This window comes from Seonamhaeicola sp. (genome assembly GCF_028281565.1).
GTDB lineage: Bacteria > Bacteroidota > Bacteroidia > Flavobacteriales > Flavobacteriaceae > Seonamhaeicola.
This window is the reverse complement of record NZ_JANQJQ010000041.1, coordinates 1-20940: the sequence shown is the minus strand read 5'-3', so window position 1 is coordinate 20940 and position 20940 is coordinate 1. Positions and strand designations below refer to the sequence as shown.

Below are 20940 nucleotides of genomic sequence, written 5' to 3'. Positions count from 1 at the left end.
AAACCTTGCAGGTTAAATTAAGCATTTTGCTTTTTAATTAAGTTTAAGGCAGACCCTTCTTTAAACCACTCAATTTGAGAATCATTATACGTGTGGTTTAATTTAATGGTATCCTTACTGCCATCAGCATGAACTATCTCAACCGTTAGTTGTTTTCCAGGTGCAAACTCATTTAGATCTAAGAAGTTGAACGTATCGTCTTCCTGAATCAGGTCATAATCACTTTCGTTAGCAAAGGTTAATCCTAACATGCCTTGCTTTTTAAGGTTTGTTTCGTGGATACGTGCAAAGGATTTTACAATCACCGCCGCAACTCCCAAATGACGCGGTTGCATAGCCGCATGCTCTCTGGAAGACCCTTCTCCATAGTTATGATCACCAACAACAACGGTTTTAATACCTGCAGCCTTATAAGCACGTTGTACATCCGGCACACCACCATAATCTCCTGTCAATTGATTCTTAACGAAGTTTGTCTTCTGGTTAAAGGCGTTTACGGCACCAATTAATGTGTTGTTGGCAATATTATCCAGATGCCCCCTGAAACGTAACCAGGGACCTGCCATGGAAATATGGTCCGTGGTACATTTGCCAAAGGCTTTAATTAATAATTTAGCACCTGTAATGGTATCACCAATAGGAACGAATGGAGTTAGTAACTGTAAACGTTCAGAATCGTCTTTTACAACGACGTTTACACCGCTTCCATCTTCAACGGGCTCTAAATAGCCATTGTCCTTTACATCGAACCCTTTAGGTGGTAATTCCCATCCTGTAGGTTCCTCTAACATCACTTCTTCGCCGTCTTCGTTAATCAACTTATCGGTTAACGGATTAAAGTCTAAACGTCCGGCAATAGCAATAGCCGCTGTTAACTCAGGAGAGGCTACAAAGGCGTGCGTATTGGGGTTGCCATCAGCCCGCTTCGCAAAGTTTCTGTTAAACGAGTGTACAATACTGTTCTTTGGGGCATTCTTAGGGTCAGAATAACGGGCCCACTGCCCGATACAAGGTCCGCAGGCGTTGGTGAATATAGTGGCATCCAGTTTTTCGAATACTTCTAAAATACCATCGCGTTCCGCAGTGTATCGTACCTGTTCAGAACCTGGATTGATTCCGAATTCGGCTTTGGTTTTTAAATTTTTATCTAAGGCCTGTTGCGCTATAGATGAAGCACGCGACAGATCTTCGTAAGAGGAGTTGGTACAAGACCCTATTAACCCCCACTCTACTTGTAATGGCCAATCGTTTTCGGTGGCGCGCTTTGTCATGTCTGAACCTACTTCCGTAGATAGATCCGGGGTAAACGGTCCGTTTAGTAACGGGCCTAATTCAGACAGATTAATTTCAATAACCTGATCGAAATACTGCTCCGGATTGGCATATACCTCAGCATCCGCAGTTAAATAGGGGGCCACTTCATTAGCGGCATCAGCCACCCCTTCTCTATCGGTAGCTCTTAAGTAACGGTCCATAGACTCATCATACCCAAAGGTAGATGTGGTTGCTCCTATCTCCGCACCCATATTACAAATGGTACCTTTTCCCGTACAGGACATGGCTAAAGCGCCCGGCCCAAAATATTCTACAATGGCTCCTGTGCCTCCTTTTACGGTAAGAATCTCAGCTACTTTTAAAATGACATCTTTAGGTGCGGTCCACCCGGACAGTTTACCGGTTAACTTCACCCCAATGAGCTTTGGAAATTTCAGTTCCCAGGCCATGCCGGCCATCACATCAACAGCATCGGCGCCTCCGACCCCAATGGCTAACATACCTAATCCGCCTGCATTTACCGTATGTGAATCCGTACCGATCATCATACCTCCCGGAAAGGCATAATTCTCCAATACCACCTGGTGAATAATCCCTGCACCCGGTTTCCAGAAACCTATACCGTATTTATTGGACACTGACTCCAAAAAGTTAAATACTTCACTGCTGACATCATTTGCTCGTTTTAAATCTATAGCGGCTCCTTCCTTTGCCTGGATCAAGTGATCACAATGCACTGTAGTTGGAACGGCAACCTTACTTTTTCCGGCCTGCATAAATTGCAATAAGGCCATTTGCGCTGTGGCATCCTGACAAGCAATTCTATCAGGTGCAAAATCAACATAGTCTTTGCCTCTTTTGAAAGCCTGAGCGGGCATACCCTCCCAAAGGTGATTGTACAATATTTTTTCGGAAAGTGTCAGTGGTCTTCCAACGACTTCGCGGGCCGCATCTACACGTGCTTTCATTCGCGCGTAAACCCCTTTTATCATATCGATGTCAAATGTCATAAGCTGTATCTATTTAATGTTTAATGCTTTATTTTTCAGGATTACTAATATACGAAATTAGGACACCGTTTAAAACCTTTGAACATAGATTGCTTTTATTCTTAATTTGGTAAAATCTATTTAATAAATCATTTAAAAATGAACTTCCTAAATGCACTTCGACTGCGCTCAGTGTGACACCTAAGAAAAACGTATAATAAGTAAGTGAACCGAATGAATTGATCCTGACAGGTATGCCCGCGTTAGGGATTGTAGCGGCATCCTTTTTTGTAAAAGAAGCATTAAGCTAAGAATTAGGAATGTAAATTAACAGATTGCTACGTCGTGCCTCCTCGCAATGACGTTAAAAAAAGATATAGCGGAAAGCCCGACCCGTTTCCTGCAAGGTTTTGCCCGTGCTGAGCGGAGTCGAAGTAGAAACCTTGTAGGTATTAAGGGGAACGCCCAACTAATAATAATGAGATGCTGAAACGAGACTTCGACAAGCTCAGTCTGACAGTTCAGCATGACAAATGATAAAAACAAAAAGCCCGAGTTATAAACTCAGGCTTTCAATTATATGCTTGTGTCTATAATTAGATTACTAACTCTTTTTGAGATGGCTTGAACTTAGTCAAGAGAATACCATCTACAGCGGCTTCGTACTCCTCCATAGTAGGGGTTCTTCCTAAAATGGTTGATAATACCACTACCGGTGTTGAAGATAGTAAAGACTCGCCTTTTTTCTCACCGGAATCCTTAACAACCCTTCCCTGAAATAAACGCGTAGAGGTAGCCATAACGGTATCTCCCGGCTCTGCTTTTTCCTGGTTACCCATGCACAGGTTACAACCGGGACGCTCTAAGTACAACATGTTTTCATACTTGGTACGTGCCAAGCCTTTTGGTGCGTTATCGTCGAACTCAAATCCTGAGTACTTTTGTAACACTTCCCAGTCGCCTTCTTCTTTTAACTCATCTACAATGTTATAAGTTGGAGGAGCAACCACTAATGGCGCATTAAACGCTACCTTACCTTGTTGCGCTTCAATATTCTTTAACATTTGGGCCAGGATCTTCATATCACCTTTATGAACCATACAAGACCCAACGAATCCTAAGTCTACTTGTTTAGTTCCTCCGTAGTAAGATAACGGACGGATAGTATCATGTGTATAACGTTTAGAAGGATCCTCGTTGTTTACATCCGGATCGGCAATCATTGGTTCAGCAATTTCATCTAAATCGATTTCAACCTCAGCATAATACTTAGCGTTAGCATCTGGTTTTAAGGCTGGTTTGATTCCTGTTTTAACCTCTGTAATTCTAGTATTAGCTTTATCAACTAAGCCCTGAAGCACTTGCTTTTCGTTATCCATACCTTTTTCAATCATGATTTGGATACGATCTCTTGCAATCTCTAGTGATTCTATTAAAGTTTCATCTTCTGAGATACAGATAGAGGCTTTGGCTTTCATCTCTGCCGTCCAGTCTGTGAATGTAAAGGCCTGGTCTGACGTTAAGGTACCTATGTGCACCTCAATGATTCTTCCCTGGAATACGTTTTCACCACCAAACTGCTTCAACATTTGTTGTTGCGTTGCATGCACCACATCACGGAAGTCCATGAAACTTCTCATATTCCCTTTAAAGGTCACTTTTACAGATTCCGGAATTGGCATAGTAGCCTCACCTGTAGCAAGCGCTAAGGCAACGGTTCCTGAATCGGCACCAAAAGCCACACCTTTAGACATACGTGTATGTGAGTCTCCACCAATAATGATATCCCAATCATCAACTGTAATATCATTTAATACTTTGTGTATTACATCAGTCATGGAGTGGTAAACGCCTTTAGGGTCACGTGCTGTGATTAACCCGAAGTCGTTCATAAACTTCATCAACTTAGGGATGTTAGCTTTAGACTTATCATCCCAAACCGAGGCGGTATGACATCCGGATTGGTAACTAGCATCAACAATAGGAGACACTACCGTTGCTGCCATCATTTCCAACTCCTGAGAGGTCATTAAACCTGTAGTATCCTGAGACCCAACAATGTTAACCTCTACACGTACATTAGATCCCGTATGTAATGTTTTCCCCGGCGTAGTTCCAACGGCGTTTTTATTGAATATTTTTTCAACCGCCGTAAGACCTTGTCCTTCAATGGAAATCTCCCTTGAAGGCGCGTAAACCTGAGGCACTTCAATTCCTAAAACCTTACAAGCAAAGGTTTGTAATTTTTTACCAAAAACCACTGCGTAAGACCCTCCGGCTTTAATGAACTCCATTTTTTGTGGTGTTAAAGCCGCAGAGATATCTTTTAATTCTTGATCGCCGTTATATAGTTTCTTTTCTTTAGTGTTGATAGTTAAAACAGTTCCTGTTTCAACCGAATATACTTGCTCTAATACAGGTTCTCCATCGGTATCATAAACGGTGTTACCTTCGGCATCCTTTCTAGTTACCCAGTTTTTAAGGTCGATTCCAATACCACCTGTTACTCCAACAGTTGTTAAGAAAATTGGAGCAATACCGTTAGTGCCCGCAATTACTGGTGCAATGTTGATAAAAGGTACGTAAGGGCTAGATGAAATACCTGTCCAAAGCGCCACGTTATTTACACCCGACATTCTTGAAGACCCTACGCCCATAGTTCCTTTTTCGGCGATCAACATCACGCGCTTATCAGGGTGCTGCTCTTTTAAAGCCAACACTTCTTGTTGCATGTCTTTGTTATGCTCAAAAATACACTGACCGTGTAATTCTCTATCTGATCTTGAGTGTGCATCAGCACCTGGAGACAATAAATCAGTTGAAATATCACCTATTCCGGCAATGTAAGTTACAATGTCTATTTCCTCCTCAACTTCCGGAAGTTTTGTAAAGAACTCTGCCTGAGCGTAACTTTCAATAATGTCTTTAGCAATAGTACTTCCAGCTCTAAAAGCTTCTTCTAAACGCTCCGTATCGGCTTCGTATAAAAACACCTGAGTCTTTAACACTTTGGCAGCTGCTTCCGCAATGGCAGCATCAGTTCCTAAAGCCAAGTCTAATAAAACTTCAATTGAAGGCCCTCCTTTCATGTGTGATAATTGCTCCAATGCAAAATCAGGGGTAATTTCTTCAACTACAGATTCACCAAGAATGATCTCCTTTAAAAATTTGGCCTTGACACCGGCTGCACTTGTGGTACCAGGTAAGGTGTTATAAATAAAAAAGTTTAGAGAATCTTCTCTGTGTGGATTATCTGAATCTTTAATCTGAGCGATGATCTCGCTTGTTAATTCAGCTCCATCAATTGGCTTAGGGTGTAGTCCCTGAGCTTTTCTTTCCTCAATCTCCTTGATGTAATCGTTATAAGTTTGCATAAATGAAGTATTTCAATGATTAAATTGGCCTGGAAAAAAGCAAACGCATTTTTTCAAAAAGCGACGCAAAATACGAATTATAGTGCAAAGATTTAAAAATAATTAAGGGAATACAACCGGCAATGATACGAAATTATTATAGTGCTATTTTAAAATAAAATGATTAGGTTTTTAGCATTATTTTGTGATAAAAAATAGCTGATCAACAAAACCGGAGCTTAAAACCTCTAAAATAAACTGCTAATTATTTGATTTTCTGAAATACCTTCAGCCTCTGCTTTGTAATTTTTAATAATTCTATGGCGAAGAATACTATTAGCTACCGCCTGAACGTCTTCAATATCGGGTGAAAATTTACCATGAATGGCCGCATGTGTTTTTGCCGCCAAAATAAGGTTTTGAGAGGCCCTTGGCCCTGCTCCCCAATCGATGTATTGTTTTACTAAATCTGCAGCAGCTTCACCATCGGGCCTGGTTTTTCCAACCATGGTCACAGCATATTCTATAACATTATCAGCCACAGGAATGCGACGGATCACATGTTGGAAATTCAGGATCTCTTCAGCAGTGAACAACGCATTTACCTCTATTTTTTCATCGTTCGTTGTAGCCTTGACTACTTCCACTTCTTCATCAAATGACGGATAATCTAAATTAATAGCAAACATAAAACGGTCCAACTGAGCTTCCGGTAACGGATACGTTCCTTCCTGCTCTATAGGGTTTTGTGTTGCCAATACAAAATAGGGCAGATCCAATTTATAGTGATGCCCGGCAACCGTAACCGCTCGTTCCTGCATGGCTTCCAATAAGGCTGCCTGGGTTTTGGGTGGTGTCCTGTTAATTTCATCTGCCAGAATAATATTGGCGAAAATAGGGCCTTTGACAAATTTAAAATGACGGTCTTCGTCCAAGATCTCACTTCCCAAAATATCACTTGGCATTAAATCCGGTGTAAATTGAATGCGCTTAAAATCCAATCCTAGAGCCTGTGCTATGGTATTTACCATTAAAGTTTTTGCCAGGCCCGGAACACCAATGAGTAAAGAATGCCCACCGGAAAAAATAGAAATCAAAATTTGATTTACAACGGTATCCTGTCCGACAATAATTTTGGCTATCTCCTGTTTTAACGCTTTATATTTTTTTACAAACTCTTCTACGGCAGCAACGTCAGACATAATGCTATTTTTTTAACCAGTTACTAGAAAAATCACAATCCCTATATTTTCCACTAATCTTTATATAAGTATCCATTATTTTTTCAGATTGCCATTTCTCGATGGCGTTTAACTGCTTTTCTTTAAGGGCCAATTCTTTTATTTTCAGGAAATCCCTGGCATAGTCGGCCTGATGCTCATCTATCCTATCCGAGACCATTAAGATCTTATATTTTACGTTACCGCGATTGTCCTCATCTTTCATCACCAGACTCACTTCATTATCTTTTAAATTTTGGATCTGTGCATACAGCCCCGTATCCATTCTTGTCAATTCAAAATTATAATCCTGAGTTTCGGGATTTATTAATTGCCCACCATCATTTTTAGTTTCCCTTTCGTCACTGGCCTCTTTAGCTGCATCTGCAAAAGAAATATCACCGTCAACAATACGTTGCCTTATTTTTTCCAGCCTTTCTTTGGCCTCTTTAATGGCCTGGTCAGAAACCTTTGGCCTTAACAGAATATGGCTTACATCATATTGCTGCCCCCTGATCTTTTGACAATATACTATATGATAGCCAAAATCTGTTTTGAATGGTTCGGACACTTCACCTTCTTGCAAAGCAAAAGCTGCCTGTCTGAATTCTTTAACCATTCTTGGTTTTTTTCTGTCTAAGATATATTTATAACCCGCATCCTTCAATCCCGGATCCTGGCCATAAAGCACGGCTTTAGATCTGAAACTGGCACCTCTTTCCATGACATCTTCCCTAAAGCCATTTAACCGGTCTATAATTCTTTGCTCTTCTTCTTCCGTAACTTTAGGCTCTGCAACAATTTGAGCCACTTTTAATTCAGTTCCGAAAACAGGCCGTTTGTCTACCGGGATCTTATTGAAATACTCACGCACTTCTTCAGGGGTGATCTCCACTTCTTCAACAATTTTTGCCTGCATTTTAGAGGCTAACTGGTTGCTTTTATTTATCTCAAACATTTCATCCCTGAAACTTTGCTCATCATCTTTTTTATAATACTCTAAAAGTCTTTCCATGGAACCGTTAAAGTACTGTAAGAATTGTTGAATTTGATAATCTACCTGGCCGCGGATTTCAGCATCAGACACCTGAATACTATCCTGAATGGCATGATGGGCGTAGAGTTTTTTTTCTAACATGGACCCCATTAACTCACAGTCTTTTACCCCTTCTATATTACCACCTGCAGCAGCAATTTGTTCTCTTTCTTTTGGAATATCCGATTCTAAAATAATGTAATCTCCAACTACCGCTGCCACACCATCTACCTTAACAGCTTTATAGGTAGTTGAAGTACTATCTTTTTTTTCAGCCGGTTTTTCTTCTTTCGGCTTATCTTCAATAATTTCCTGGGCAGATAAAACGTTTATTGCCAGCAAGCAAGCAAATAGAACACAAGCGGATCCTATATTATTTATAAATCTCAAATTGTTTGTTTTTAATAGCATCTTTAATAATATCTTTTTCTAATTGCCTAATAAGCTCTAGCTTTCTTTTATTGATAACTATTTGATCTATGGTAGGCTTAACGTATTCAAGCGGTGCTGTATTATTCCTCAGCAATACATCATTAATTTGCATCAAATATACTCCTAATGAATCTTTGAGTTGCACAAAATTAGATTTTTTTAACAGTTCGTTTTTATTTTCAGGGGTTACTACCGGAATTTTTTCAATAACCTGGCTTAATCTGATCCAAATGGAATCGTTTAATGAATAGGAATTGAATTGAAGCGAAATAGAGTCTAATTCCTTTTTATCCTGAGCCTCAAAGCGTTCAAACTTTTCTTTTATCTTATCGTAATCAATAATATTTTCATCAACATGAATATATCTGAACTTTATGAGTTCTTCGTTTAGTTTGAAAACTTCTTTATTATTGTCGTAATATACCTGGGCTTCATCGGTGTCAACAAGGGTATCTATACTTCGTTTTACTAAAGCTTCAATATAGGCTTTAGTATACAGATCATTTTTATATTGATTAACTAACTTATTAAAGGTTTCCTGCTCAGATTCGCTTAAATTAAGCTTGGCACCATCCATAAACAGTTGTTGCGTAGCCCATCTGTTAATAAAATTCTGGACAATAAGCGTACTATCTTCCACGCTGGTTTCATCATTCACCAAATCTTTAATATCGTCATAGTATAAATATGACTCATTGACTCTGGCAACAGCGGTTTGTTCGTCCTGCCTTTTGAAAAAATCACATGACACCAGTGTTACAAACAAAACCAGTATGATTAATTTTATACGCACCTAATACTTTTAAATTTGAGATTTCACCTTTTTTAGGGCTTCCTGATTCACCACTACCTTGTATTTTTCTCTTAAAGTGTTTACCCAATTTTCTTCTTTATACGTTTGATAATCACTAATAACATGGCCTTTAGCTTCTTCAAAAGTCTTTTGGGTTTCCGGTGAAACGTCTTTTACCTGAACCACCACAAAACCGCCATTATGTTTGTAAATTTTGGAAATGCCTTTTTTAAATGGAATCGATTTTGGAAGCGCTTTATTGGTAGCATCCATAAGTTCCGAGGTAAAAATGACCTCGATCTTATTATTACTGTTTATTAGTTTTTTAATTTTATCTAACTCCAAACCCTGTTCCAGAAGTTTGGCAACCTTTTTAAGTGTTTTTTGCCTGGAAGATGAGGCCACAACAGCATCAATTTGTTCGGGAACAACATACTTACTTTTATTATGCTCATAATAGTTTACAATGTCCACAGAATCCGTTTTAGAGGCATTCCAAATGGTATTTTCCATAAGGTCAAACAACAACAATCCATCTCTGTATTCATCCAAAATATGCGCGTACTCCTCATTTTCGTTTTCCAAATTAGCTTCTTTGTACTGTACTAAGTTATCATTTAAAAAGTCCTCATACATTCCAAACGTAAACGCTTTTAAAGGCTTTTTATAAATTCTTCCTTTTTGTTTTTCAAGCAGGTAATTTCCAAAATCCTGATATGTGAGCTGTTTGCTTCCAATTTTTACCAGCGGTTCAGCAGCTTTAAAGTCTTCAGGTAATTTCCAGCTTCTTTTGAAGTAATTATCATTTAAAATAGATGAAAAATAATCCAGCGCTTGCCGATTGTTATTCACATTATATTGTTTTTTTAGTGATGTATACAAGGCTTCATCTATTAATTTTGAACGGTCGTCACGTTTGACTTTGACCTCTAATTCCCCTTTCATGTCTTTAAACGGAGGGATTAATTTTTTATCGATTAGCTTAACAATGTGCCAGCCATAAGCCGACCTGAACGGTTCTGACACATCTCCCTTATTCTCTAAATTAAAAGCTGTTTCTTCAAATTTTTCCGCTCTTAACTGACCACTGGAAAACGGTGCCAATTGCCCCCCTTTTGAAGCAGAACTTTTATCATCGGAAAATTGTTTAGCTAAATCTTCAAATGTTTCACCTTGTTGCAGTTTACTATAGATCTCCTGTATTCTAACTTCTGGTTTAGTAAGTGTATCATCCTTCTTTTCCATCACCATAATATGGGCCACGGTGCGCTCCCCCCTTGATTTTCTTTTATCCAGAACGTTAACTATATGGTAGCCAAAACGTGTTCTAAACGGTTGTGAAATGGTTCCTACCGGCGTATTGAAAGCGGCCGATTCAAATTTATAAACCATTTTAAACCCTGAGAAATATCCAAGTGCTTCACCAAAAACAGTTTTGCCGTCATGAACTTCTTTTCTGACCTTATCAAAACCTTCGTTTAAAGCTCTTTCCCGTAATTTAAGTAACTTGTTATAGGCCACTAAAGTATCCCTCGGGTTTGCATTTTGAGGTATTTTTATTAGTATGTGGTTTGCCTTTACATCATATGAAACCCGTTCATAAGCCTCTTCTATTAAAGCATCGGTAACTTTAGTATCTTTCATAAAACCTTTAGCCAATTGCTTTTTATAGTTTTCAAGTTCCCTCTTATAAGATAGCTTTTCATGCAAGCCCAGGCTTCTGGCTTCCTTTAACTTTAATTTGTACGATGTAAAGAGTTTTAAATATTGATCAATGTCCCTTTGAGATTCGTCCTGAACCAGATCCAAATTCTTGTTATAAACCCTTAAAAATTCTGAAACATAAACCGGTTCATCGGCTACCGAAAAAAGCACCTCATCCTGTGAGGTTTGGGTATAAGCCGTAGTTATAAAATGTAGTGCTAAAAAGGTAAATAAAAATCTTCTTGACATGGAGTAAAAAATTATTCAGATGGCTACAAAAATACTAATATATAGCTATAATGCAAGTGGTTTAACAAAGCATTAAACATTAGTTCTTTAACTGATTTTTTAGATTAAAATTGTATATCGGAAGAGTTTCTTTTTAAGTTTGATTTTACATTAATAATTTGCTTCTTAATAAACCCAACAATTAAATTATCTTTGCTCCATAAAGAAGACTCATGCGTATAGATATTATAACGGTGTTACCTGAATTACTTAAAAGTCCGTTTGAAGCCTCTATTTTAAAACGAGCTATTGAAGCTAATCTGGTGGAAGTCCATTTACATAATCTAAGAGATTATACTAGCGACAATTATAAAAGTGTTGACGATTACCAGTTTGGTGGTGGGGCCGGAATGGTAATGATGATAGAGCCTATTGACAAATGCATCAGTAAACTAAAGGCAGAACATCATTATGACGATATTATATATATGACACCAGATGGCGAGACTTTAAACCAGGGTATTGCCAATCAACTGTCGCTTAAAGAAAACATTATTATCCTTTGCGGCCATTATAAAGGTGTGGATCAGCGTGTACGAGATCATTTTATAACGCGTGAAATATCTATCGGTGATTACGTGCTGTCCGGTGGCGAATTAGGTGCTGCCGTACTTTGTGATGCGGTCATACGATTAATCCCCGGAGTTTTAGGCAATGAAACCTCTGCCCTGACCGATTCGTTCCAGGATAATTTATTAGCACCACCTATTTATACGCGTCCAAGAGATTACAATGGCTGGGAAGTACCCGAAGTATTGTTTAGCGGTAATTTTCCCGATATTGAAAAATGGCGTGAAGAACAGGCGTATCAGCGAACTAAAGAACGTAGGCCGGATTTATTAGAAGACTAAAAACACACTTATGGATACCTTTTCAGCTGCAAACGATTTTATGATTTCCTTTTATATAGGTACAACCTTATCATTTTTAGCACTTTTAATAATGCTTGTTGCCAGTATTATTTTAATTATAAAAATCAAAAGTACCGCTACCTATTTAATGCTGTTCGGGTCTATTCTAAAGATTGTGATGGCCGCTTTAGGCACAATTCTACCCATTTTATCTAAGGACCCCGAAGGCCTCTTAAAAATACAGGGAACGATTTCTCTTTTGAGTGGCTTGTCGGTATTAATCTTTGCCATAGGATTGATAATGCTTTCTGCCCGGTTAGCAAGACAACATATAAAGTCTTAATTATAATAGTCCATCTTTGGGATGAATTAAAGACAAAAAACTTTTAACTTATTACTTTCAACTTATTAGTTTTTATGTATCTTTGCAGCCAATTTCGGGTTAACCTCTGGCGAGAATCGTGTATGTTGTTTCGAATTAACCATTATTAAATTTAAAAAGATGGAATCTTTAGTAAAATTTGTACAAGACGAATTTGTAACAAGAAAAGACATACCGGAGTTTAGCGCCGGTGACACCATTACTGTTTATTACGAAATTAAAGAAGGAAACAAAACAAGAACCCAGTTTTTCAAAGGTGTTGTAATACAACGCAGAGGATCAGGAAGTTCTGAAACGTTTACTATTAGAAAAATGTCAGGTTCCATTGGGGTAGAGCGTATTTTCCCTATTAATTTACCTGCATTACAAAAAATAGAAGTTAATAAACGTGGTAAAGTTCGTAGAGCACGTATTTATTACTTCAGAGGTCTTACCGGTAAAAAAGCCAGAATTAAAGAAAGCAGACACTAGTAGTACCTTAAACACTAAAACAATGAAAGCCTTGATTTTATATCAGGGCTTTTTTATTAACAAATTGTTAATAAGTATGGTTTATAAATGGTTGATATCTAATAGCTTGAAAAATTTGTTTTTTTGAAATCTGGTTCTATATTAGCAAAAGAAATAACAACAGGTCTTAGGGCGTTGTTTTCATTTTAAGATGAATTAATGTTATTTCAAATAAGGTAACGTTCTTTATTTTTAATTGTTTTTTGAGGTTTTGAAGTGCCAGGTGTATGCGTGGAAAACTGAAGAACCATGAAGCTTTAAAAAGTCCCACATACGTAAGTAGGTGGCAACTGGTAAAGCCGAAAGCTTGAAAAAGCAACGGGAGCGAAAGTGAACGCTGTAAATAAGAGCAATGCTTTTAAACAAACCCAACGTGCAAACGAAAGGTGAGGTTAATAGCATCAAAAAAAACAATTAACTGAAACATTTTAGTAATATGTCAATACATTTTGAAAATTACAGGAAAAATGTTTCACTTGAAATGACAAGACTGAAATTGAAAAGGTTTGATGAAAATTTAAACCGATTTGGTAGCAATACTGAATAGATTGCAGTAATGTGATTTCAAAGAAAGCCATATCAAAGGAGATTAAGTTCTGCAGTGATATGGCTTTTGTTTTTTTATAACTTCTCGGTCGGTTTTTTGTCAAATTCGTATTGGTTAACCACTTTTTTAAAATTCTAATAAATTTAACTATTTTGTTAGTTTTCATTTAACATTTAAACAGTTATAAATGTCTATTTTTGTATATTCGCATCGCTAAAAACGAATCTTCTATTTTTTACGGGTTTTTAGCATCATAATAATTCAAAAAAAGCGACACTAATGTCTAAAATTATTTATACCAAAACAGACGAAGCTCCTGCTTTAGCAACACGTTCTTTTTTACCAATTGTTGAATCTTTTGTTGAGTCTGCTGGAATTGATGTTGAAACTAAAGACATCTCCTTAGCAGCAAGAATACTAGCTGTATTTCCAGATTACTTAAATGAAGATCAACGTGTTCCTGATGATTTAGCCCTACTTGGCGAACTGGTAAAAAAACCTGAAGCAAACATCATTAAATTACCCAATATTAGTGCTTCTGTTCCTCAGATAGAAGAAGCTATTGAAGAGTTGCAATCTAAAGGTTTTGCGGTACCAGATTATCCAAGTGAACCAAAAAACGATGAACAAAAAGACATTAAGTCTCGATACGATAAAGTTAAAGGTAGTGCGGTAAACCCTGTTTTAAGGGAAGGGAACTCCGATAGACGTGCACCTAAAGCTGTTTCCCATTACGCCAAAAAGAATCCTCATAAAATGGGGAAATGGGAAGAGGATTCTAAAACTCACGTGGCTTCTATGGAAGCAAATGACTTTTATGGATCAGAAAAATCTATCACCCTAGCTGAAGCTACAGACTTTAAAATTACTTTCAACGGTAAAGAGCTAAAGGGATATGCTCCTTTGTTAGCCGGAGAAATTATTGATACTTCTGTAATGAGCATTAGTACTCTTAAGGAATATGCCGCAAAAGAAATTGCTGATGCCAAAGCGAATGGCGTATTGTTATCATTACATATGAAAGCTACCATGATGAAGGTTTCTGACCCGATTATTTTTGGAGCTGTTGTTGAAGTTTTCTACAAAGATGTATTTGAAAAATACGCGGAACTATTTGATGAATTAGGTGTTACTGCTACCAATGGTATTGGAGATGTTTATGACAAAATAGAAGGTCATGCTAAAGAAGAAGAAGTAAAAGCTGCTATTAAAGCTGTTTATGAAGATGCGCCAGCTGTTGCCATGGTAGACTCTGACAATGGAATTACAAATCTACATGTACCTTCTGATGTTATTGTAGATGCCTCAATGCCTGCTATGATTCGTACAGGAGGACAAATGTGGAATGCAGAGGGACAACAACAAGATACCAAGGCTTTAATTCCAGACAGATCTTATGCCGGTGTATTCCAGGCAACCATAGATTTCTGTAAAGAACATGGTGCTTTTGATCCGGTAAAAATGGGAACAACTCCTAACGTGGGACTAATGGCTCAAAAGGCCGAGGAATATGGGTCTCATGATAAAACTTTCCAATTAGATGAAGCTGGAACCGTTGAAGTTATAGATACAAACGGCAATGTGCTTTTATCGCAAGAAGTTGAAGCGGGCGACATTTTTAGAATGTGTCAAACCAAAGATGCCCCAATTCAAAATTGGGTTAAACTAGCGGTTGACAGAGCCAGAGCAACTGGTTGGCCTGCTGTATTCTGGTTAGATGAAAACAGAGCTCATGATGTTGAACTTATTAAAAAAGTAAATACTTATTTACCAAATCACGACACATCGGGATTAGAAATTTATATTAAATCTCCAATCAAAGCTACTTTATACACATTGGATAGAGTAAAAGTAAACCTGGACACTATTTCTGTAACAGGTAATGTATTACGTGATTACCTAACAGATTTATTCCCAATTTTGGAATTAGGGACTTCTGCTAAAATGTTATCCATAGTACCTTTAATGAATGGTGGTGGATTATTTGAAACGGGGGCAGGTGGTTCTGCACCAAAACACGTGCAACAAGTATTAGCCGAAAATCATTTACGTTGGGATTCTTTAGGTGAATTTTTAGCATTATCCGTTTCTTTAGAGCATTATGCTGAAGTTAACAACAACCTAAAAGCTAAAGTTTTAAGTGAAGCATTAGATAATGCTACAATGAAACTCTTGGATAACAAAAAAAGCCCTTCAAGAAAAGCCGGAGAATTAGATAACAGAGGAAGTCATTTCTATTTAGCCATGTATTGGGCACAAGAATTAGCAAATCAAAATGTGGACGCTGAACTTAGAGACGAATTTAAACCTATCGCATTAGAATTAGCCGCTAACGAAGAAGCTATTGTAAAGGAATTAAATGACATTCAAGGTAAACCAATCGATATTGAAGGCTACTACATGCCTAATGAAGCATTGGCCAGCTCAGTAATGAGACCAAACAAAACATTCAATAAAATATTAGGCAAAGTATTGAATAACGTATAATGTTAAACAAAAAGCCTAACAACTTGTTAAAAGCTCCTGTCTTAGGGGCTTTTTTTATATTTTTATAAAAAATTGTTTTTGCATGCAAAACCTTTGGTTCTGTTCTCTCATCATATTTCTTTGTGTTTTCACTAAAGGTATTGCCCAGGAAAAAGTTACATTAAGCGGTGTTATTACTGAAGAAAAAAGTAACGAAACCCTTATTGGTGTTAATATCATTTTTCCCGAAACCCAAACAGGAACCACCACCAACGAATACGGCTTTTACTCCATTACTTTGCCAAAAGGAACCTATACTGTTGTTATCAGCTATTTAGGGTATGCTACAAAAACCGAAACCATTGAATTAACAAACAACATTGGCAAAAACTTCAGTCTGGTTAATGCTTTAGAAAGTTTGGACGAAGTTGTTATCACGGAAAACATAGAGAGACTTAGTATTAAAAAACCTCAAATGAGCGTTAATAAGTTAACCTCTGCCACCATAAAAGAAATCCCTGTAGTGCTTGGCGAATCGGATATTGTAAAAGCTATCACCCTTTTGCCGGGTGTTACCACGGTTGGTGAAGGTGCTTCCGGATTTAATGTAAGGGGTGGCTCGGCAGATCAAAATCTAATTCTTTTGGATGAAGCTACTATTTATAACTCGTCGCATTTATTCGGACTCTTTTCGGTATTTAATCCCGATGCTATAAAAGACCTTCGTTTGTACAAAGGGGGCATTCCGGCTCGTTATGGCGGACGTGTGTCTTCGGTACTGGACATTTATCAAAAAGAAGGGAACAGTAAAGCGTTTCACATGAATGGTGGCATTGGCCTTGTTTCCAGCAGATTATTGGCCGAAGGGCCGTTAAAAAAAGACAAAGGTTCTTTCCTTTTTGGTGGAAGATCCACTTATGCCCACCTATTTTTACCACTTTTCGACATTAATAACATTGCCTATTTCTACGATTTAAATACCAAATTAAGCTATAAAATAAATTCAAAAAACAACATTTATCTATCGGGATATTTCGGGAGAGACGTCTTTAGAATTGAAGATACTTTTGAAAATAGTTACGGAAATTCGGTTTTGAATTTCAGGTGGAATCATCTGTTTTCTGATAAACTGTTCTCTAATCTATCATTAATTTATTCCGATTATTATTACGATTTAAAACTGAGTTTTGTGGAGTTTGATTGGGTATCCGGAATCCAAAATTTTAACTTAAAATACGACTTCAAACATTATTTAACAGATAAGCTAAAACTGCAATACGGTTTAAACAGTGTGTATTATAAATTTAATCCCGGAGATATAAGGCCTACCACGGCAACCTCCGGAATAAACCCCTTTAAATTAACCGATAAATATGCGTTTGAAAATGCCCTTTATGTGGACGCTGAACATAAGGTTTCTGACAAATTATCGGTTTCATATGGCTTGAGATTGAGCTCCTTTTTAAGGCTGGGACAAGATGAACTGAATGTTTATGAAAACGATGAAGCGGTGATTTATAATGAAGACTTTAACATTTATATGATGGCTCCTCCCATTGATACGGAATCTTATAAACGAAGCGATGTTATTGCGAGCTTTTTCAATTTTGAACCCAGGTTTTCTTTAGCGTATCAAACGGGCTCTAACAGTTCTGTAAAAGCCAGTTATAACAGAATGAATCAATACCTGCACCTATTATCAAATACCAACGCCCCTACGCCTTTAGATATCTGGACACCAAGTGGAAAATACGTTAAACCTCAATCCTTACATCAATTTGCCGTTGGATACTTTAAGAATTTTAAAAACAACCTGTATTCTTTAGAAGTTGAAAGTTTTTACAAAACCATAGAAAACAGGATAGATTATATTGACGGTGCCGATTTGATAGCGAATAATGCTATTGAACAGGTTATTTTAAATGGAAAAGCCCGTGCTTACGGTTTGGAATTCCTTCTGAGAAAAAACGAAGGAAAATTTAAAGGCTGGTTAGCTTATACACTTTCAAAATCCGAACAACAAACAAAGGGCAGAACGCCTGTTGAAACAGGAATAAATAATGGCGCCTGGTACAAAACGCCCTTTGACAAAACCCATGACATTTCATTAACCACTAACTACAACTGGAATGAGAAGTTTAAACTAAATGCCAACTTTATTTTTCAGACAGGACAACCTGTTACATTTCCTAACAGCCAATACGAATATAACGGTATCAACATTCCAAATTTTGGGTTGAGAAATGAAGACAGATTACCTTCTTATAACAGATTAGATCTTGCACTGACCTATACCCCAAAGCAGAAAAGAGAAAAAAAATGGAAAAGCCATTGGGTATTGAGCATCTATAATGTTTACAATCGTAAAAATGCAGCATCCATCACTTTTGGTGAAAATTATGATACCGGAGTAAACGAAGCTACCAGATTAGCTATCTTTGGAATAGCACCATCAATATCGTATAATTTTAAGTTCTAATTTGTGAAAAAGTTTATTTACATCATCCTGTTTGGCTTACTGATCTTTTCCTGCGAAGATGTTATTGACGTAGATTTAAAAACGGCTGAACCCAGGTTGGTAATAGATGCTTCACTATCCTGGATAAAAGGGACTCAAGGCAACGAACAGGACATTAAGTTATCCTTAACAGCTCCGTATTTTGATGAAGAGGTCCCTCCGGCAACAGGCGCATTAGTTAATGTCAGAGATTTGCATGATAATGTTTTTGTTTTTACAGAGCAGGGAACATCAGGTATTTATACAAACAGTACATTTATTCCGGAAATAGATGGTGTTTACACACTTGACATTACTTACAATGATGAAGTATATACTGCCGTAGAGACTCTAAAGCCGGTATCATCAATAGATTATGTTGAACAAAATAATAACGGCGGATTTTCAGGTGATGATATTGAAATAAAAGCCTATTATACGGATCCTGAAGACGAGAACTATTATTTATTCGAGTTTTCGTTAGAGGAAAATGTGCCTACTTTAGAAGTTTATGATGATGAGTTCAACAACGGAAATCAAATTTTTGGGTTTTATTCCGACGAAGATTTAGAACCTTTTGATGACTTAACAATAAAAATATCCGGAATTTCCCAACTCCATTATCAATATCTGTTTATTTTGTTGCAACAAACTGATGATGAATCCGGTGATCCTTTTGAGACCCAACCCGCTACCGTTCGTGGCAATTGTGTAAATCAAACCAATCCGGATAATTTTCCATTGGGCTATTTCAGAGTCTCTGAAACCGATGTTTTTAATTATACAGTCCAATAAAATAACGTATTTTTGAAACATGAGTTTCACAAAAACTACCGAGCAGGATTCGTATTATAATCATCTTGAAAAGATGAGTGTCGGCGAGTTACTTTTCAACATAAATAAAGAGGACAAAACCGTTCCTTGGGCTGTTGAAAAGGTACTTCCTGAAATTGAAGTCCTTGTAAATCAAATAGTTAATAAATTAAAATCCGGTGGTAGGTTATTCTACATTGGCGCCGGTACAAGCGGACGCCTGGGCATTGTTGATGCATCGGAGTGCCCGCCTACTTTTGGTGTTTCCCATAATTTGGTTATCGGCCTGATTGCAGGAGGTGATTCTGCCATTAGAAAATCCGTAGAATTTGCCGAAGACTCAACAACACAAGGTTGGGAAGATTTAAAAGCCCATAAAATTTCTGATAAAGACGTTGTGGTTGGCATTGCCGCTTCCGGTACTACACCATACGTAATTGGTGCTTTAGAGCAATGCAACAAAAACAATATCATAACCGGTTGTATTACCTGCAATCATAACAGTCCGCTATCGCAAACAGCCCAATTTCCTATTGAGGTTATTGTAGGTCCGGAATTTGTTACCGGAAGTTCCAGAATGAAGGCCGGGACAGCTCAAAAACTGGTGCTTAATATGATTACCACTACAACTATGATACAGTTAGGCCATATCAAAGGCAATAAAATGGTTGATATGCAACTAAGTAATAACAAACTGGTTGACAGAGGAACCAAAATGATCATGAATGAATTGCATATTACTGAAGCGGAAGCTCAAAAGTTATTGGATAAATACGGAAGTGTGCGGTTAGCCATTAAAAACTACAATGACGGAAACTAAAAGAACAAATAAAGAAGTTCTTGTAAAAGGCCTTAAAATAATGGGGGTGTCTTTAGCGTGTATGTTTATTGGCCCAACACTTATCTATATTTCTCAAACCAAAATAAAAGCACCTATAGACTCCATTCTCCTGGTTATAGCGATAGTAATATGTGGGCTTGCGGTATATTTGGCATTTAAAGGCATTAATACCATTTTAGACAGTATGTTTAAAAAGAAAGCTTCTTAATTTTCAAGAGTGCTTTTGGAGTCGTTGGATTATAACCAAAATCGCTGTCTTCAAAAGTAATATTCAACCCTTCCAGTATATAATTAATGATGGCATAATGGTGAATGGTATGGCTATTAGCCTGCGAAAAAAGCGATGCCACCGTGTATTGCATTTCAATTTTCCCCATACCTAAATCGTCAATGACACTAACCGTTTTTGACATTTCAAATGCATTTGATCTTAATTTGCCTTCTACAACATCTAAATAAGATAGCGCAGTACAACATTTAGATTCTACTTCCCTGTTTCTGCTTCTGGCTGTTAAATCGACAACATTGTCAGAATTAATATTGAAAATACAATCGTAAAAATCCAAAATATGCCTTATATGGGAGCCAATACTGGAATAATATGGTGAAATGGAAGCATTGCATAATGCTTCGTCGGAAAGTTGCTCTAATAAGTATCTAGATTTTCTAAGGGTTTTAAGCGTAGATTCGATGATTATATCCATGCAAACTAAATTAACTAAATAATTTGAATTTAAAAATTTTAGATTTAGTCTTAACAAAACGCTTTCCTTACATGGCAAAAACAAAAAACCCTTCATATTTCTATGAAGGGTTTTAATAAATACTGAACTTGTTTCAGTACCAAAAAAGGCAACGACCTACTCTCCCACTGATGCAGTACCATCGGCGCTAATGGGCTTAACTTCTCTGTTCGGAATGGTAAGAGGTGAGCCCCATCGCT

The 20940-nt window shown here is 37.5% G+C and carries 15 protein-coding genes and 1 rRNA gene; 8 read left to right on the top strand and 8 right to left on the bottom strand.

What is annotated here, in order from left to right:
• Positions 1 to 17 precede the first annotated feature (17 nt).
• The 6 genes from Q0983_RS16255 to Q0983_RS16230 form a co-directional block, all read right to left on the bottom strand.
• A complete protein-coding gene (locus Q0983_RS16255; RefSeq protein ID WP_299555755.1) occupies positions 18 to 2285 on the bottom strand; it encodes an aconitate hydratase in 2268 nt (755 codons plus the stop codon).
• 575 nt (positions 2286 to 2860) lie between these two features.
• Entirely contained in the window at positions 2861 to 5638 is a 2778-nt protein-coding gene (locus tag Q0983_RS16250) for a bifunctional aconitate hydratase 2/2-methylisocitrate dehydratase (RefSeq protein ID WP_299555753.1), read from the bottom strand.
• A 227-nt stretch (positions 5639 to 5865) separates the two neighbouring features.
• Positions 5866 to 6819, bottom strand: coding sequence for an AAA family ATPase (locus tag Q0983_RS16245; protein WP_299555751.1), 954 nt, complete (start codon positions 6817 to 6819; stop codon positions 5866 to 5868).
• Between the two features lie 4 nt (positions 6820 to 6823).
• Entirely contained in the window at positions 6824 to 8263 is a 1440-nt protein-coding gene (locus tag Q0983_RS16240; protein ID WP_366141018.1) for a peptidylprolyl isomerase, read from the bottom strand.
• On the bottom strand, positions 8247 to 9098 hold the full coding sequence (locus Q0983_RS16235) for a peptidyl-prolyl cis-trans isomerase (RefSeq protein ID WP_299555747.1): 852 nt from the start codon (positions 9096 to 9098) through the stop codon (positions 8247 to 8249). Before Q0983_RS16235 ends, Q0983_RS16240 begins: the two co-directional genes overlap by 17 nt.
• Before the next feature lie 9 nt (positions 9099 to 9107).
• A complete protein-coding gene (locus Q0983_RS16230) occupies positions 9108 to 11051 on the bottom strand; it encodes a peptidylprolyl isomerase (RefSeq protein ID WP_299555745.1) in 1944 nt (647 codons plus the stop codon).
• A gap of 212 nt (positions 11052 to 11263) precedes the next feature.
• Here Q0983_RS16230 and trmD point away from each other — a divergent pair, with 212 nt between their 5' ends.
• The 8 genes from trmD (at position 11264) to Q0983_RS16190 (ending at position 20205) form a co-directional block, all read left to right on the top strand.
• A complete protein-coding gene (trmD, locus tag Q0983_RS16225) occupies positions 11264 to 11941 on the top strand; it encodes a tRNA (guanosine(37)-N1)-methyltransferase TrmD (protein ID WP_299555743.1) in 678 nt (225 codons plus the stop codon).
• 10 nt (positions 11942 to 11951) lie between these two features.
• On the top strand, positions 11952 to 12284 hold the full coding sequence (locus Q0983_RS16220; RefSeq protein ID WP_299555741.1) for a hypothetical protein: 333 nt from the start codon (positions 11952 to 11954) through the stop codon (positions 12282 to 12284).
• 159 nt (positions 12285 to 12443) lie between these two features.
• Entirely contained in the window at positions 12444 to 12794 is a 351-nt protein-coding gene (gene rplS, locus Q0983_RS16215) for a 50S ribosomal protein L19 (RefSeq protein WP_299555739.1), read from the top strand.
• Positions 12795 to 13659: 865 nt separating this feature from the next.
• Entirely contained in the window at positions 13660 to 15867 is a 2208-nt protein-coding gene (locus tag Q0983_RS16210) for an NADP-dependent isocitrate dehydrogenase (RefSeq protein WP_299555737.1), read from the top strand.
• Positions 15868 to 15949: 82 nt separating this feature from the next.
• On the top strand, positions 15950 to 18325 hold the full coding sequence (locus Q0983_RS16205; RefSeq protein WP_299555735.1) for a TonB-dependent receptor: 2376 nt from the start codon (positions 15950 to 15952) through the stop codon (positions 18323 to 18325).
• A gap of 3 nt (positions 18326 to 18328) precedes the next feature.
• Entirely contained in the window at positions 18329 to 19138 is an 810-nt protein-coding gene (locus tag Q0983_RS16200) for a DUF4249 domain-containing protein (protein ID WP_299555733.1), read from the top strand.
• A 19-nt stretch (positions 19139 to 19157) separates the two neighbouring features.
• Positions 19158 to 19976, top strand: coding sequence for an N-acetylmuramic acid 6-phosphate etherase (gene murQ, locus Q0983_RS16195; protein WP_299555731.1), 819 nt, complete (start codon positions 19158 to 19160; stop codon positions 19974 to 19976).
• Positions 19963 to 20205 carry a DUF6095 family protein gene (locus Q0983_RS16190; RefSeq protein ID WP_299555729.1) on the top strand — a complete coding sequence of 81 codons (243 nt, stop codon included), beginning with the start codon at positions 19963 to 19965 and terminating at the stop codon, positions 20203 to 20205. Before murQ ends, Q0983_RS16190 begins: the two co-directional genes overlap by 14 nt.
• Here Q0983_RS16190 and Q0983_RS16185 read toward each other — a convergent pair.
• Together Q0983_RS16185 and rrf are read right to left on the bottom strand one after the other, a co-directional pair.
• Positions 20186 to 20701 carry a hypothetical protein gene (locus Q0983_RS16185; RefSeq protein WP_299555727.1) on the bottom strand — a complete coding sequence of 172 codons (516 nt, stop codon included), beginning with the start codon at positions 20699 to 20701 and terminating at the stop codon, positions 20186 to 20188. The genes Q0983_RS16190 and Q0983_RS16185 overlap by 20 nt on opposite strands.
• A gap of 143 nt (positions 20702 to 20844) precedes the next feature.
• A 5S ribosomal RNA gene (gene rrf, locus Q0983_RS16180) occupies positions 20845 to 20940 on the bottom strand; the annotation flags it as partial.